This is a genomic window from Bacillus sp. FSL R9-9410 (genome assembly GCF_038050385.1).
Classification (GTDB): Bacteria; Bacillota; Bacilli; order Bacillales; family Bacillaceae_G; genus Bacillus_A; species Bacillus_A cereus_U.
In genome coordinates this window covers 2361057-2378034 of record NZ_JBBOTV010000001.1, presented here as the reverse complement: position 1 = coordinate 2378034, position 16978 = coordinate 2361057, and the positions used below count along the sequence as shown (strand labels likewise).

Sequence of the window (16978 nt, the reverse complement as noted above, 5' to 3'; positions counted from 1 at the left end):
GGGTAGTATTCTATGGGTTATTTCTCAAATAGTTTATTAGTTTTGTTTGTTCTTATCGTATGTAGCTGTATGATTTTCGGTTGATAATATAATGATGGATTTATAAAAAAGAAGGTAATTCACAATGGTGAGATGCCTTCTTTTTCTTATAATTGTAATTTAGATTCAGTATTTGGTGATGGTTGAAATGTATATATTTTATACTCACCGTTAGTTGATATACTAAACAAATATTAAATAGAGAAATATATATGGTACCAATCTTATTAAGTTCCTTATGTTTTTAAAGAGAAGGAGTTTCCTTTTTTCTTATTGAAGTATTGTTCGAGTCAGTTTGACGACGGTCAAAATTTTTTTGGAATAAAAACAAAAAGGATAATAGGGAGTATTTACATGAAAACTATTTTAAAGTACACAATTGAATCACCTAAAGATTTCAATGAATTATTAACTATGTATGAATCTTTAGGATGGAATTCTCTTAACTTATCGGTTAATGAGTTAGAGAAAATGTGTAAACAAAGTTGGTATGCAATTTATGTTTTTGATGACCAAAAGTTAGTAGGGATGGGACGGGTTATATCAGATGGTGTAATTACGGGCATTATTTGCGGAGTGTGTGTATTACCGGAATATCAGTCCAAAGGCATTGGAAAAGAAATAGTGGAACGATTAAGCCGGCACTGCGAACAAAAACGAGTTATTCCACAACTTATGTGCGTTGAAGATTTAAAACATTACTATGAATCAATTGGATTTGAGGAATTTTCGATTGGTATGACGAAGCATATTATACGATAGCAGGTTTTTATTTATTAAGTTTTTTATGTATTCAAATCTATTTTTAGATATTAAAAACCTAATAATAAAGGAGACAAAAGTCATGGAGATTGCTAAGGGAGTAGAGATGTTACATCTTGAATTTAAAGAGTATATTATTCACCCAATTCTTTTATGGGATGATGAAATGGCAGTTTTAATAGATACTGGATTTCCTGGACAAATTGAAGATATACGAGTAGAAATGGATAAGGTTGGAGTATCGTTTCATAAACTAAAAGTCGTGATTTTGACGCATCAAGATATAGATCATATAGGCAGTCTTCCTGAACTATTACACAACTGTGGAAGTAATATAAGAGTCTATGCTCATGAGCTAGATAAGCCATATATCGAGGGGGAGTTACCTTTATTGAAGGATGCACAAGTACAGAATCCTCCGAAAGGAAAAGTGGATGATACTTTGGTTGACGGCCAAGAACTTCCATATTGCGGTGGTATTCTTGTTATTCATACCCCAGGGCACACTCCTGGTCATATTAGTTTATATTTGAGACAAAGTAAAACTCTTATCGCTGGGGATTCAATGTATAGCGTAAACGGAATTTTAGGGGGAATTCATGCCCCAACTACTTTGGACGTAAAGGAAGCGCAAAATTCTTTGAAGAAGTATTTAAATCTAGAAATTGATTCGGTAGTTTGTTACCATGGTGGATTAAGTAAGGGGAATATAAATGCACAAATTCAAAAGCTGTAGATAAGAATTTTTTGTTAATCGGTGCTAAAGTATAATCTAATTGCTAGTATATAAATAAAACCCTTAAATTAATAAAGAGCATGTTGGAAGGAATTTCAAACGTGCTCTTTATTAAATATAATCAATTTAATTTTGATGACTTAACCCATTCCAATAAAACGAAACGATTTGTTTTGCTAATTCATCTATATTTGCAAGAGTAGGATTGTGATTCTCATCTTTAAAATTCCCGATTGATAATAAAGCGACGAAAGCATGGGCAGCAAATTTAGGATCTCCTGTAGGTATTTCTCCAAGGGCCGTCGCATTATCGAGTGCTTTTTCCAATACTTCATACATGTTATCCTCGGCATTTTTTAATTCCTTCAATTGCTCTTCAGATAAGGATAGTTTTGCATCTTTCATAAAGTTCTTCATATCAATATCCATCGTTGCGTGTAAGTATACTGTAGCAAAGTCCAATAATCTTTCTTCCAAAGTCTTATTTGTAGAGAGGATTTGATCCATGTTTTCTCTTATTCGTATCATCATTTGAATCATAGTAGCGGTAAATAAATCCGCTTTTGTTGAATAGTAATAGTAGACGGTTGCTTTTGTAACACCACATTCTTTCGCGACCTCATCCATCGAAACAACTTGATAATTTTGAGTGAGAAATAACCTAGTTGCAACTCCTAAAATGATTTCTTTTGTAGACTTTGTATTTTTATTTTGACGAGGTCTTCCGAGAGGACGTTGTTTTTGATCCAAATACATTCGCTCCTGACATTTATTATTGAGATAATTATAACATAATTTTTAATCATTCTTGATTAATTAACCTACCAGTATATATAATTAATATTGGTGGGGAAAAGGAAGGTGGGTTTTTATGAAAAAGCACCCGTTAAATATGTTAGGGAAGCTTGTAGCAGGGAAGAATACGCAATGGATAACTTTATCGGTTTGGATTCTTATTACATTGGTACTTTCATTTACGTTGCCACAAGTAAACAGTATGAAAGTACCGAATCCGAAAAATTTACCTGAAACAGCTATGTCACAGCAAGCTGAAGCACTTATGAAAAAAGAATTTCCTAATAATGTAGGAAATCCGTTGTTAGTAGTATGGCATCGAGAGGGTGGATTACAGTCAAAGGATTATAAACTCATACAAGACGTTTATAAAGAATTAAAGGACAGTCCTTTAAAAGAACAATCAGCATTACCACCATTTGATACAATTCCAGAGCAAGTATTATCAAAAAGTGCATCAAAAGATGGTACATCATTTGTTACACCAATATTTTTTAATAAATCTGCTGGAACGGATATATTAAAAAGTAATTTAGAAGAGTTACGAAAAATAGTGAATAGTAAAGTGGATGAAGATCCATTCAAACAAAAAATTACCGACTCTGGTTTACATGTTCGATTATCTGGACCTGTAGGTATTCAAACGGATGCGGTAAGTTTATTTAGTCAAGCTGATGTGAAATTATTAGTTGCTACTGTATTACTTGTATTGGTTTTATTAATTTTATTGTATCGTTCTCCAATTTTAGCAATTTTACCTTTACTCATTGTTGGCTTTGCATATGGAATTATCAGTCCGACACTGGGCTTTTTAGCAGACAATGGATGGATTAAAGTAGATGCACAGGCTATATCGATTATGACAGTCTTACTGTTTGGAGCAGGAACGGATTACTGTCTATTTTTAATTTCAAGATATAGGGAGTATTTACTAGAAGAAGAAAGTAAATATAAAGCGTTGCAACTTGCGATAAAAGCATCAGGCGGAGCAATTATAATGAGTGCACTAACTGTAGTATTAGGATTAGGAACATTATTACTTGCACATTATGGAGCGTTTCATCGATTTGCAGTACCATTTAGTGTTGCTGTTTTCATAATGGGAATCGCTGCATTAACAATTCTTCCGGCATTTTTATTAATTTTTGGTAGAGTTGCATTCTTCCCATTCATACCGAGAACAACTGCAATGAATGAAGAGTTTGCGAAAAAGAAAGTTTTAAAAGTAAAAACTACAAAGGGGGCCTTTAGTAAAAAGATTGGTAATATTGTTGTACGTAAACCATGGACAATTATTATGCTAACTGTATTTTTATTAGGGGGATTGGCTTCATTTGTACCACGTATTCAATACACATACGATTTATTAGAATCATTCCCGAAAGATATGCCATCACGTGAAGGATTTACATTAATTACTGATCATTTTTCAGCTGGAGAATTAGCACCGGTAAAGATTGTAGTTGATTCAAAAGGAAAAGATTTACCTATTAAACAAGAAATAGAGAAATTATCTTTTGTTAATAAAGTGAAAGAACCAATGAAGGGAAAAGAAAATAATCAATTGCAAATGTATGAAGTTTCTTTAGCGGAAAATCCGTACTCAATTGAAGCATTGGATCAAATCCCTAAATTGAAAAGTAGTGTAAAAAAAGTATTAAAAGACACAGGGATTAGTAATGCAGAAAATCAATTGTGGATTGGCGGAGAAACAGCTTCCTTATATGATACAAAGCAAATTACTGAACGTGATGAAGCGGTTATTATTCCGGTTATGATTAGTATCATTGCTTTACTTTTACTCGTGTATTTACGTTCAATCGTTGCGATGATTTACTTAATTGTAACTGTCGTTTTATCTTTCTTCTCTGCATTAGGAGCAGGATGGATTTTACTGCATTTGGGTATGGGAGCTCCCGCAATACAAGGTGCGATACCGTTATATGCATTCGTATTTTTAGTTGCCTTAGGAGAAGATTATAATATCTTTATGGTCTCAGAAATATGGAAAAATAGAAAGAAACAAAATCATGTAGATGCAGTAAAAAATGGTGTTATACAAACAGGAAGTGTAATTACATCAGCTGGTTTAATTTTAGCAGGAACTTTTGCAGTATTAGGTACGTTGCCAATCCAAGTTCTTGTTCAATTTGGTATTGTGACTGCAATCGGCGTATTACTAGATACGTTTATTGTGAGACCATTATTAGTACCAGCAATTACAGTTGTATTAGGACGTTTCGCTTTTTGGCCAGGAAAACTTTGGAAAGAAGAAAAGCAATTACAAAAAGAAGATACTTTATAAAAGAAGGTTGCCGATAAAGTCAGTAAAACTGATTTTTAGGCCACCTTCTTTTTTGTTGGTCTGATATAGAATGATCATTTTGAATATACAACGAAAAATATAGATGAAATGTATGATGAAGTTTTAAGTGCATTAAAATTTTTCTTATCAGACATAATAATTCATAAGAAATTCCAATTGAGTGAGGAATTTCTAAAATTATGTATTGTTATAGGATGATAAAAATGTGGGACACGATCGTTTTGTATATACCTGAGTGGAAAGTTTTTATACAAGCCTTTATCGTACTTTTCATTCCATATATAATTTCAAGATTTTTTAGTTGGATTCGCACATTAGAAAAAGAATAATATAACGAACTACATTCAAGTGAAAACAAATATTGATATGTAAAGAAGAGTAGTATAGGAAGTTTTTTTGAGAAAGAGTGATGAAGGTGAAAGCGCAGGATTCAATAGTTAATCAAAGCCAAGAACAAGGCAATACATATGAGAATAACGCGACCAAAGTTTCTGAAGACTACTTTACAGGTGATTTCAATTTAGATTTAGAGGTTATAAAAAAAGAAGCTCTTGATAACTCTGACGTTTATTGTCGAGAGTTTAACATAGGTGGGACTAGCATCCGGGCAGCTCTTGTTTTTATAGAAGGGCTGTCAAATAAAGATCTTATTGATATGCACATTATGAAATCATTAATGTGTAATTTTCCTGATGAGTATAAAGATGAATCATCTAATATGAAAGATAGTGTTTCAAAAGAGTTTATTAAAAACCGAGTTCTTCCTATTAGTGGAGTGGAGGAAGTGCACTCTGTCCAAAAAATGATGTCAAAGGTGTTAATGGGTTCAACGGCATTATTAATTGATGGATTATCAGATGTATTCATACTTAATACAAAAAAAGGAAAAACGCGTAATGTTGAAGAGCCAGTATCAGAGGGATCGGTCAGAGGTCCACGGGTAGGTTTCACAGAAGTTTTGTCGGATAATACTGCTTTGTTACGGTTACATGGTGAAAACGAAGGATTATCTTTAATAAAGTTTCATGTGGGAGAACGAGCAAAAAAAGAATTGGTTGTTGCCTTTATGAAAGAGATTGCTGATTCGGAATTAGTAGAAGAAGTTAAGAAGAGAATTCAGAAAATTAATATTGATAATGTGCCAGAGTCAGGTTATGTAGAACAACTTATTGAAGATAATTATCTTAGTCCCTTCCCGCAAGTACAGAGTACGGAACGTCCTGATAAAGTAATCGCTGCATTAATGGAAGGAAGGGTTGCAATTTTATTGGATGGAACACCTTTTGCATTAATTGTTCCGGTTACATTTAGTATGATGATGCAATCGCCTGAAGACTACTATGAACGTTGGATACCAGGTACATTGATTCGTTTATTGCGCTTTGGAACAGCTATTATTTCTCTATTTGCTCCCGCTCTGTACATTTCATTTATTTCATTCCATCCTGGATTGATTCCAACTAAGTTAGCCATTTCAATTATAGGAGGGCGGGAAGGCGTTCCCTTTCCTGCAATTATAGAAGGATTATTTATGGAAATTGCAATTGAAATTTTACGAGAAGCAGGGCTACGACTACCTAAGCCTATTGGTTCAGCGATGGGAATTGTAGGAGGATTAATTATTGGACAGGCTTCTGTAGAAGCTGGAATTGTGAGTCCGATCATGGTAATTGTTGTGGCGGCCACAGCTATTTCTTCTTTTGCACTTTCTCATTATAGTACAGCAATTCCATTACGTATTCTTCGCTTTGTAGCGATGTTTTTCGCTGCCATATTCGGATTATATGGAGTTATTCTATTTTTCCTATTTATATGCAGTCATATTGCAAGGCTTAAAAGTTTTGGTGTACCGTATGCTAGCCCGGCTGTCTTATATCAATTTAGTGATTGGAAGGATTTTATGGTTCGTATGCCAATTCAGATGATGAAGCGACGTCCGAAAATGTTGAAATTAAAAGACTATGTACGGAAAGGAAGTGAAGAGGAATGATTACGAACTCAAAGGATAAAATTCCTACTTCACAAGCAGCTGTTATTCTTATCAATTATATACTTGCTATCGGAATTCTCACTTTACCTAGAACCGCTGCTGAGAAGGTGCATACACCTGATGTTTGGATAACTGTTATTTTAGGTGGATTAATTGCGATGGTTGCGGGTGTAATTATCGTGAAGTTAAGTCAACAATTTCCTGAAAAAACATTTTATCAATATAGCCAAGAACTTGTAGGGAAATGGCTTGGGGTGTTAATTAGTTTAATGATTATCAGTTACTTTTTTACACTTTCGTCATTTGAACTTAGAACGTTGGAAGGTATAACAAGTTTCTTTCTACTAGAAGGTACGCCTGACTGGGCTATTATTATGCCATTTATGTGGATAAGTCTATATTTAAATTTAGGCGGAATAAATGCGATAGCACGTTTATTTGAAATGATTTTTCCAATTACAGTTTTCATTTTCTTAGTGACATCTTTTATGAGTATTGGAATATTTGAACTCGATAACCTTCGTCCTGTATTAGGACTTGGGATTGTTCCGGCATTAAAAGGACTAAAAACAACAACTATGGCATATTCGGGTGCAGAAATTATGTTGTTACTTTTAGCCTTTATGAAGAAACCATCTCAAGCTGTAAGGGTTGTTATAATTGGCACTATGATTCCGTTACTTTTTTATGTCATTACAGTTGTAATGGTTATTGGTGCGTTTTCTATCGATGGGGTATTGATGAGAACATGGCCTACAATAGATCTTATGAGAAGTTTTGAAATTCAAGGTTTAATTTTTGAACGGTTCGAATCTTTGCTATTAGTGATATGGATTATGCAAATCTTTGCAACATATACAATCTGTTATTATGCAGCTGCTTTAGGGTTATCACAGCTCTTTAATAAAAATATTCATTCCTTTTTGTATGGATTACTCCCAGTAATATATATCGTTTCCGCAATTCCGAAAAACATAAATGAGGTATTTGAATTTGGAAATTTGATTAGCAACGCAGCGATAATATTATTTGGTATTCTTCCGGTTCTTCTCCTAATGATTTCGAAGGGGAGGAAAAAAAAGCATGAACCAAAATGTTAAAGGTAGAAAAATTATTATAAGAATAACGTCAATAGTTTTTCTCTTATTACTTACAGGATGCTGGAGTAGTCATGAAATTGAGGAGTTAGGTTTCGCTGTAGGTATAGCAATAGATAAAGAAAAAGAAACAAAGATTGAGAAAGAAATTGAAGAAAAGGGCGGCGGATATAAAAAGAAGAATTTGATAACAACCACCTATCAATTTGTTAAAGCACAATCATCATCAGACGGAGGAAAAGGTGGATTATCGCAACAAAAAGCTTATATGAATGTTGCAGAAACAGGAGATTCTCTTCATCAATCAATACGTGAAGTTGCATTAAGAAGGCAAAGGCCTATCATTTTTCATCATACGAAAGTAATAGTTGTTAGTGAAAGTATTGCCCGAACCTATAATTTAACGCAGTTATTAGACATCTATGTTCGTGATAATGAGATGAGACCTAGTTGCTTTATTATGGTTAGTAAAGGGCTAGCTAGTGATGTGTTAAAATCAAAAGAACTTGGGGAAATTCCAGCATTTCGCTTGATTGATATCGAGGATAATCAATATAGATCCTCACGAATTTTACCGCCGATGCCACTTGCAAAACTACCAGGAAAGGTGAAATCTGGGGCGAGTTTTCTTTTACCAAATGTGATTTCTATAAACGGAGAAGTGAAATATGTAGGTGCTGCTGTAATTAAGGGGCGTACAAAAAAACTCCGTGGCTTTTTGAACGAGAATGAATTAGAAGGCTTAATGTGGATAACCGCAAAAGGGAAAAGTGGCTTGGTGAAAAGTTATGATAAAAAGACGAAAAAATTAGTTATGTATGAAGTGAAATCTATGAAAAGTAAAATTACGCCCCATGTTAAAGGGGATAAAATCTCATTCGATGTCAATGTGCAGTCTGTGGGCCGGTTATCCGAAAACTGGTCTGAGTCAGAAGAAGCTTTTAAAAATGCATTTCTCAAAAGGGTGGAGCAATCTGCCCAACAAGAAGTGAAGCGATTAGTGAAGCATACATTAAAAAAAATTCAAAAGGAATATAAAACTGATGTCGCTGGCTTTAATACTAGTTTGAAAATCGAGTATCCAAAAGTATGGAAGAAAGTTGAAAAGGATTGGGATAAAGTGTTTAGTAAGACACCAATCAAATATAATGTAAAGCTAACCATTGAAGACTATGGTACGGAAGGTGCATAACGAAGAAACAATAAAAAATATACAAAAGCTCTAAATCGTGGACTTTTATTAATGCTCACGATTTAGAGCTTTTATGTTATGCAGGTCTAATTGTATTAAATCAATTAATAAATATTAAATGTTTTATTTTAATCCTCTTTATTTTATAATTATTTCTAAGGGATATTAAGGGGGATTCAAAATGGCTATGATATTTATTGAAAAAGCTACAATTTTAGATGCTAAAAAGTTAACAGAAATAATGAAAAGGACATTCGATGAAGAAGCAAAACAATGGCTATGTGGCCAAGAGGGTGTAATAGATTATAACATTCAACCACCAGGATATTCTTCAGTTGAGATGACTATGTATTCGATCGAAGAATTGGATTATTTTAAAGTGATAATGGACGAAGAAATTGTCGGTGGAATTATAGTTACGATTTCTGGTAAGTCTTACGGTAGAATTGATCGTATATTTGTAGAACCTAAACATCAAGGAATAGGAATTGGAGCACAGGTTATTGATTTTATAGAAGAAGAGTTTCCAAGCGTAAGAATTTGGGATCTTGAGACGTCTAGTAGACAAATTAATAATCATCATTTTTATAAAAAAATGGGCTTTGAAACGATTTTTGAAACGGAAGATGAATATTGTTATGTGAAGAGAATAAAGACAGCTTCAAGCGAAGAAAACTTAGTTAATAATAATGATATGAAAAATGGGCGATATGAAAACTGTAATTTGGCAAATTCAGAGTATTATCAAGTGAATTTAAAAGATAGTTCATTTGTTTATAGCAATGTAATGAATATTAATATGAGTAATTGTAATTTAAGTCAATCAAAGTTTAAAAATATAAATTTAAGGAACTCCTCATATGCAGATTTAAATCTTTCGGGCAGTAAATTTAATTTGGTGACTTTAGGTGGAGTTCAATTTAGAGATACAAGCCTTGGAGAGGATAAAGATCCTATTTCATTTGATAGATGTGATTTGGAAAGTACTACAATACGTAGTAGTAATCTGAAAAGTATTGAAATAGAAAATTGTAATATAACTGGTATGAAAATAAACGGTATTTCAGTAGAAGAACTGCTTGAGTTGTATAATCGGGTAAAAAATTAAACAAAAAATCACTTAGTATCTTCTAAGTGATTTTTTTTATTTTGAACGAGGGAATATAAGAGATGATGTCCAAAAAAATAATATTATATCGAAATAATTATATAAAAATAACATAAAGAAATAAGGATAGGCAGGATTTTAATATTGGATATTAGAATATGAATATTTGAATGGAGGAGAGAAAGATGGGGATTAACGTTAGAGCAGTAGAAATACAAGATGCTAGAGCAATTCATCGTATATGCATTCAAGATGATGTTTTACCATATATGGTTTTCCTACCTAGTATGCGTGTAGATGCAATGGAGAATAGAATTCGAAATTTAGCACAGAATCAATTTGAATTTGTAGCAGAATATGATGGAGAAGTTGTTGGATTTGTCGGTTTAACCCAAAGTCCAGGACGAAGATCTCACTCGGGTGATTTATTCATCGGAGTAGATAGTGAATATCACAATAAAGGAATTGGAAAAGCACTTCTTACAAAAATGCTTGATTTAGCTGATAATTGGCTAATGTTAGAACGAGTGGAACTTGGTGTATTAGAAACGAATCCTAGAGCCAAAGTATTATATGAAAAATTTAGATTTATCGAAGAGGGTGTAAAGGTTGGGAATTTGAAGGCTCATGGGAAATTTGTTAACGAAATCATGATGAGTCGTTTTAGACCAAATGGTTTGATTGTACATAATAAATAGAGGTGTAAATTGAACAGAAATATCGATTTGTTTTGAAAAAAGTATGGCAAAAGGACGCCATGCTTTTTTTAGTTTATTAAAAATAAAGAGCAATTTTTATTTAAAGGATGTTTTAACGGGTGAAGCATTAGGAATCATCTTGATCCGGAAAGCATATGACTTAATAGAATCTATTTCTATATGCAAGGGGAATGCATATGTGGAAATTTCAAAAACCTTGAAAAAACGATCGCATAAGTATATTTAAATTTTATTTATTTTCATACATAGTATAATTGAGCATTCAAGGAACAAGGAGTGATTGTAATGTCGACAGACCAACCTATTCCTGGACATTTTATTATGGACCCACAGCGGGCTATGCTGTTGCCACCGGAATTGAAAGCAGCTCCATCTGAATCATTAACAGAACAATTATTTATTGAACGATCTATAACTGAAAATAGATTTTGGTTACGTATTATGAAAGAGCATGCATTGTTTCTTGGTGAGGGGTTTAATCGTAACGATAAAAATTTAATTCAGCAGGTAGAGCAATTTTATAATCAGTTTGATAGGCTGCTGCAAAAAGCATTTACTATTCCGCAAACTGTTCAAGCGGTAAGGCAATTAAATGAAGAGAGCATTCAGTTAGTGTATGCTTTTCGTAATTATAAAAGAAATTTACTAATTTTAATCATCAATTGTAAAGTGAAAGGGTTTAATTTCCCACTTTTAGTGGATCATGTTGCACGAGAAGCAGAATATTTTATGCGGACACTTCAAAAGTTTAACGAAGGGAAAATGGATCCTATTCAAGATGCGATTATTAGTGAGAATGTTTTCTGGCTGCGTATTATGATGGAACACTCACGTTTTATTGGATCATTACTGGATCAATCGGAAAGAAATCTTGTTCATACAGCGTTGAAATTCGGTGATGATTTCGAAATTCTGCTTAACCAAGCTAGAGATGTTGAATCAATGTTATATCAAAAAGAACCGACATATCCGATTATAGGAAAAATGAATAAAGATAGTGAAAATGCCACTGTTGAGTTAAGGGATTTCAAAAAAGCAGGATTAGAGTTAATTCAAACATGTCAAATCCGAAATGTCATAAATCCATTGCTTGCTGATCATGTTACAAGAGAGGCAGAGCATTTCCTCTTCATGATTCATGTATTGGAGCAAAGGCTAAAGCAAAAGCAGTTGGAACAATCTCCGCAATAATAAATAAGAAAAGCATGACAAACTAATGTCATGCTTTTCTTATTTATCCCGCTATTTGTGGGCAGTAAAACTCCCACCTCAAAATTCGGCTGGAGCAAAGAAGTTAGGTGGGAGATAAATTGCCCGTAAACGCCCGATTGTAAGGGCTAATAATCAGCGGGGGATGAACAAAACCCCCCACTGATTAAAGTTTCACTTTATAAATTGTGATTTGATTGTTTCGGTTGTAATAAAAATGATGCTAATCCAATGAAAATAAGTAGAATTCCTAGTCCTTGCTGTAAAGAAATTGTTTCATCTAAAATGAAGTAAGCTAAAATACAAGTTCCAATTGTTTCTCCTAAAATACTCATCGAGATAACAGTAGCGCTCATCCATTTTAATAACCAATTGAAAATTGTTTGCCCTAAAATCGTTGCAATGAATGCAAGACCTATAAAGGACCACCATGTTTGTGCAGTGTAATTGAAGAAAGATGACTGCTGTGTGTAAGCAAATATACCGAGAAAGAGTGAACTACTGCCATAACTAATTACCGAGTACGGTATTAGGGATAGGTCTTTACGAACATGTTGACTAATGAAAAAGTAAGCTGTTATGACGCCAGCAGCAATAAAAGCTAAAATATCGCCGTATAAAGCCTCACCACTAATTTGAAAATCTTGCCACCCAATCACGATACTTCCTGAAATTGCAATAAGGCAGCCTATAATCGCACCTTTCGTAAACCGTTCCTTAAATAAAAAATAACCACCGATCATTGAAAATAAAGGTTGCAACGTTACGATAACTGTAGAACTTGCTACAGAAGTATATTGTAATGATTCAAACCATAGGACATAATGAGATGCTAGAAATAATCCAGATAAGAGTCCAAATCCCCATTGCTTTTTTGATAATGAGCGAATTTCGCTGCGATTGTTTGTATTAAATATTAGAAACGGTAAAAGAATTACCGTAGCAAACAATAATCGATAAAAAGCAGTGATTGCTGCAGGGGCATCTGTTATTTTTACGAAGATTGCTGAAGTAGATAAGGCGAACACGCCGAAAAATAAGATGAAATATGAAAGAATAGGTGATTTCAAAGTTTGTCCCTCCGTTTGGTCGTTTACTATAATAAACTGTATATAATATAATGTACAAAAGTTAGTATATAAGCCTAAGATGAAATAAGGAAGGATTAATTGCCACTGTTTAGTATGTCAGCACAAAAGGTACGAAAGATGTATTATGATGGACGAAAGGAAGTTGTAACAATGATTCATTATCGACTAGGTCAAACTGTTTTAAGTTATCGTAAGAAAAATAATATGACAATTCGTGAATTTGCTGATTATGCAGGAATCAGTACTTCACTTATTAGTCAAATTGAAAGAGGACATGCCAATCCTTCTTTAAATGTATTGGAATTAATAGCGAAAGCATTAAATGTACCGCTGTTTACTCTTTTTATTAATGATATTGATACAGACTCACTTATTTCTAAGAAGAAAGATCGAAAAAAAGTATATCGAGAAAATAATGATCATATTGTTTATGATGTATTAACACCAGATTTTATGAAAGCTCGTATTGAAATGCTAATGATGGATTTAAATGAACACGCAAATACAACAGAAAGTCATTATTCTCACGAAGATAAAGAAGAAATTGCTGTTGTAATGAAGGGGGAAGTGTATGTGGAATTAGAAGGGCATGAATATGTTTTAGAAGAAGGTGATGTTGTGCGTATTCCACCGAACGTGAAGCATAGATTCTTGAATAAGAGTGACGAAATGAATCATATCTTATTTGTGTTAACACCTTCATTAAGTTAAATTTCTTTCTGTAAATACATACACATTTGATTTGCACTTTCGTCAATTTGAAAATGAAATAATAAGAATATCCAAATTGGAGAAGATGAGAGATTTCACAAAAGAAAAAAGCAAAAATATGATAGTTCCATGACTATCAAACAAAATGATTCAGATGAACAAAGAGTGAAAAATTTTAAGGCTTTGGCAGAAGTGAAATAAATCGAAATGAATCGTTTCAAGAGTTTTCACCTGGGTTTTTGGCGACTTTGTAGAGACCGAAAAGCTAATTTTATTAGGATTTAGAGGAGGGATAGTAATGATGGAAAATATAAGTGTTTTAAAAGATGGACTTTCAATTATCTCTCAATGTAAAAAAGAAACAAATGATATTTGGCATGCGCATTTCGGAGCAGCTGCAATTGCTAGTTATTTTTTTACGAAAGATCATAAAATTGATGAAGAAACCGCATGTAATATTTATTCTCAAGCGAAAATGATGATCCATAAGCAAAGGTTAGGCGCAACAATTGATAATAAACAAGGTGTCGATTATCAAAGTGCTGAAGAAACGATAATCAAATCTTTGGAACAAACGCTTGATGAACTCCATTGGGTTGGTCATAATGTAATTTACGCTTCTTTAAGTTTACTAGCCATTAAGGAGTTAAGTCATTGGGGGAGTGAGCAAGATATTAATAATATAGCAAACCTTATATTATCGTTTCAAAAAACAATTCCCGGTAGGTCTTGGATTGGTTTTACAACTAAAGAAGTAAAGCAATTAAGTATAAGTAATGATGAGATTCAAAATGAAATTAAAAACCCAAAGCAATTATCTAAATTTATTTTAAATGAATTATCAAAATTTCATGTTATATATAAGGCGGAATCACATCACGATTTAATTGGTCATATGCTTACCTTTTCACATGCGATTAATATATTATATGACTTAGGGCATATAGAATTATTTCAACGAGGAATAACACCACTATTAAAGCTAGTTTATGTACTTAGAAAAAGTCGCAATTTAATGCCGAATGCCCAAATAATATTGAATTCTCCTATAGATCGTTTACCTCTCACAAAAGCAAAACAAGTTGATACACTTCCGCTAGATAATGCATTCTGGCTTAAAGACTACAGTGAATTTAATTGGGATTTTGGACACATATTTAAATTTTCATATAGTTATTTTGATCACTTAACAAGGGTTCCAGAATATAAAGATAAAACATTTGAGAAATTCTGTTGTATTATTAATGAGTAAAAGTATCTAACGATTCCAAAGTGGGCTGATTGTAAGGACGTGTTACATAATAAATATGGTAGAAAATTATAATGATTTGTAATAATAGGCTTAGTTTAAGTCTCTTTTTTTGTTAGTAGTATATTATTTTTTCAAATATGTAAGATTTTACATTAGTATGAGACTTTTACTTATTATGTAAGTAGGCTATACTAAAGTACATATATTTTAAAATTGGAGCGAATAAAGACGACATGGAGTTAGTAAAGTTAGAAAAAATAATTGAATTGAAAAAAGAAGAATTATTGAATCTAGTCTCAAATTATGGACTTCAACATGAAAAAGTAATAGCACTCAGCCAAGAAATTGACAAATTAATAAACTGGTTTATGTTTTTAAAATAGAAAGAACTATGACGTGAGTTGAATATGTTATAGTTCTTTTTTATTCATATATATTGTCTAATTTCTTACAGAATGCGCAAGCTGCTAGTCGAATATGAGGAATTTTGGGTATAATATAATAGGATTTATTAAATGTATCGGTTAGGAGCGCAGCAAATATGAAAACAGTCGTTGTCATCGGTGGAGGTATTACTGGACTTTCTACTATGTTTTACTTAGAAAAATTAAAGAAGGACTATAATATAGATTTAAATTTAATCCTTATTGAGAAAGAAGAGTATTTAGGTGGTAAAATCCACAGTGTGGAAGAAAATGATTTTATTATGGAATCAGGAGCAGATTCAATCGTAGCTCGTAATGAACATGTTTTGCCGCTTGTAAAAGATTTAAATTTAGAAAATGAAATGGTATATAACGAAACAGGTATTTCTTACATATACGCTGATAATAGATTACAACCAATTCCTGCTGACACTATATTTGGGATTCCTATGAGTGTTGAATCATTATTTAGCAGTACGCTAGTCTCAAAAAAAGGGAAAATCGTTGCTTTAAAAGATTTTATTACGAAAAATAAAGAATTTACAAAGGATACATCACTTGCTGTATTTTTAGAAAGCTTTTTAGGGAAAGAGTTAGTGGAAAGACAAATTGCGCCTGTACTTTCAGGTGTATATTCTGGTAAATTGAATGAGCTTACTATGGCATCTACATTACCGTATTTACTGGATTATAAAAATAAATACGGAAGTATTATTAAAGGTTTTGAAGAGAATAAAAAACAATTTCAATCAGCAGGAAATAAAAAATTTGTATCATTTAAAAGTGGACTATCTACAATTATTGATCGCTTAGAAGAAGTGCTGACGGAGACTGTAATTAAAAAAGGTGCTGTAACAACAGTGATAAGTAAAAAAGGGGATCGATATGAGGTTTCTTTTGCAAATCATGAGACAATACAAGCTGATTATGTCGTTTTAGCAGCTCCACATGATATCGCACAAACTTTATTACAGTCTAATGAGTTAAATGAGCAGTTTAATAAGTTTAAAAACTCATCTCTTATTAGTATTTACTTAGGTTTTGACATACTAGATGAACAACTACCGGCTGACGGCACAGGTTTTATCGTAACGGAAAACAGTGATTTATATTGTGATGCTTGCACATGGACGAGCAGGAAGTGGAAACATACATCGGGTAAACAAAAGCTATTAGTAAGAATGTTTTATAAGAGTACTAATCCATTGTATGAAACGATCAAAAGTTATAGTGAAGAGGAATTAGTACGAGTAGCTTTATATGATATTGAAAAGAGCCTTGGAATTCAAGGTGAACCAGAAGTAATTGAAGTTACAAATTGGAACGATTTAATGCCGAAATATCATTTGGAACATAATCAAGCTGTTCAATCATTACAAGAAAAATTGGCCGCTCTGCATCCTAATGTATACTTAGCTGGAGCTTCATATTACGGTGTAGGAATTGGTGCTTGTATTGGAAACGGAAAGAATACTGCCAATGAAATAATTACGGAATTGAATGAACAGTCAAAATAATAATATTAA

At 32.8% G+C, this 16978-nt stretch carries 15 protein-coding genes; 13 read left to right on the top strand and 2 right to left on the bottom strand.

The window, feature by feature from the left end; all coding sequences use genetic code 11:
* Positions 1-393 precede the first annotated feature (393 nt).
* Together MKX77_RS12395 and MKX77_RS12390 are read left to right on the top strand one after the other, a co-directional pair.
* Positions 394-801 carry a GNAT family N-acetyltransferase gene (locus tag MKX77_RS12395; RefSeq protein WP_341306796.1) on the top strand — a complete coding sequence of 136 codons (408 nt, stop codon included), beginning with the start codon at positions 394-396 and terminating at the stop codon, positions 799-801.
* An 82-nt stretch (positions 802-883) separates the two neighbouring features.
* A complete protein-coding gene (locus MKX77_RS12390) occupies positions 884-1537 on the top strand; it encodes an MBL fold metallo-hydrolase (RefSeq protein ID WP_341306795.1) in 654 nt (217 codons plus the stop codon).
* A gap of 126 nt (positions 1538-1663) precedes the next feature.
* Here the strand turns inward: MKX77_RS12390 and MKX77_RS12385 are convergent, their stop codons facing one another.
* Positions 1664-2287 carry a TetR/AcrR family transcriptional regulator gene (locus MKX77_RS12385; RefSeq protein ID WP_341306794.1) on the bottom strand — a complete coding sequence of 208 codons (624 nt, stop codon included), beginning with the start codon at positions 2285-2287 and terminating at the stop codon, positions 1664-1666.
* A gap of 121 nt (positions 2288-2408) precedes the next feature.
* Between MKX77_RS12385 and MKX77_RS12380 the strand changes: the two genes are divergently transcribed.
* The 7 genes from MKX77_RS12380 (at position 2409) to MKX77_RS12350 (ending at position 11955) form a co-directional block, all read left to right on the top strand.
* Positions 2409-4637 carry an MMPL family transporter gene (locus MKX77_RS12380; protein ID WP_341306793.1) on the top strand — a complete coding sequence of 743 codons (2229 nt, stop codon included), beginning with the start codon at positions 2409-2411 and terminating at the stop codon, positions 4635-4637.
* Positions 4638-5067: 430 nt separating this feature from the next.
* Positions 5068-6648 carry a spore germination protein gene (locus MKX77_RS12375; protein ID WP_341306792.1) on the top strand — a complete coding sequence of 527 codons (1581 nt, stop codon included), beginning with the start codon at positions 5068-5070 and terminating at the stop codon, positions 6646-6648.
* On the top strand, positions 6645-7748 hold the full coding sequence (locus MKX77_RS12370; protein WP_341306791.1) for a spore germination protein: 1104 nt from the start codon (positions 6645-6647) through the stop codon (positions 7746-7748). The genes MKX77_RS12375 and MKX77_RS12370 overlap by 4 nt, the downstream gene beginning before the upstream one ends.
* On the top strand, positions 7732-8937 hold the full coding sequence (locus MKX77_RS12365; protein WP_341306790.1) for a Ger(x)C family spore germination protein: 1206 nt from the start codon (positions 7732-7734) through the stop codon (positions 8935-8937). Before MKX77_RS12370 ends, MKX77_RS12365 begins: the two co-directional genes overlap by 17 nt.
* A 181-nt stretch (positions 8938-9118) precedes the next feature.
* Complete coding sequence (locus MKX77_RS12360) at positions 9119-10045, top strand: GNAT family N-acetyltransferase (RefSeq protein ID WP_341306789.1); 927 nt, start codon at positions 9119-9121, stop codon at positions 10043-10045.
* Between the two features lie 185 nt (positions 10046-10230).
* Positions 10231-10743, top strand: coding sequence for a GNAT family N-acetyltransferase (locus tag MKX77_RS12355; RefSeq protein WP_341306788.1), 513 nt, complete (start codon positions 10231-10233; stop codon positions 10741-10743).
* Between the two features lie 306 nt (positions 10744-11049).
* On the top strand, positions 11050-11955 hold the full coding sequence (locus MKX77_RS12350; RefSeq protein ID WP_341306787.1) for a DUF2935 domain-containing protein: 906 nt from the start codon (positions 11050-11052) through the stop codon (positions 11953-11955).
* 197 nt (positions 11956-12152) lie between these two features.
* On the opposite strand, the gene MKX77_RS12345 is transcribed toward MKX77_RS12350, so the two are convergent.
* Positions 12153-13043, bottom strand: coding sequence for a DMT family transporter (locus MKX77_RS12345; protein WP_341306786.1), 891 nt, complete (start codon positions 13041-13043; stop codon positions 12153-12155).
* Between the two features lie 114 nt (positions 13044-13157).
* Between MKX77_RS12345 and MKX77_RS12340 the strand changes: the two genes are divergently transcribed.
* The 4 genes from MKX77_RS12340 to MKX77_RS12325 all read left to right on the top strand — a co-directional run bounded on the left by MKX77_RS12340 (position 13158) and on the right by MKX77_RS12325 (position 16969).
* Positions 13158-13775: a helix-turn-helix domain-containing protein gene (locus MKX77_RS12340; RefSeq protein ID WP_215556586.1), complete on the top strand. Its 618-nt coding sequence runs from the start codon at positions 13158-13160 to the stop codon at positions 13773-13775.
* Positions 13776-14076: 301 nt separating this feature from the next.
* Positions 14077-15027, top strand: a complete 951-nt coding sequence (locus MKX77_RS12335; protein WP_341307960.1) for a hypothetical protein — start codon at positions 14077-14079, stop codon at positions 15025-15027.
* Between the two features lie 233 nt (positions 15028-15260).
* The gene (locus tag MKX77_RS12330) at positions 15261-15410 is read left to right on the top strand and encodes an aspartyl-phosphate phosphatase Spo0E family protein (protein ID WP_002012842.1); all 150 of its coding nucleotides are present in this window, start codon (positions 15261-15263) and stop codon (positions 15408-15410) included.
* A 158-nt stretch (positions 15411-15568) separates the two neighbouring features.
* Positions 15569-16969, top strand: coding sequence for a protoporphyrinogen oxidase (locus MKX77_RS12325; protein ID WP_341306785.1), 1401 nt, complete (start codon positions 15569-15571; stop codon positions 16967-16969).
* The last annotated feature ends 9 nt before the right edge of the window (positions 16970-16978 follow it).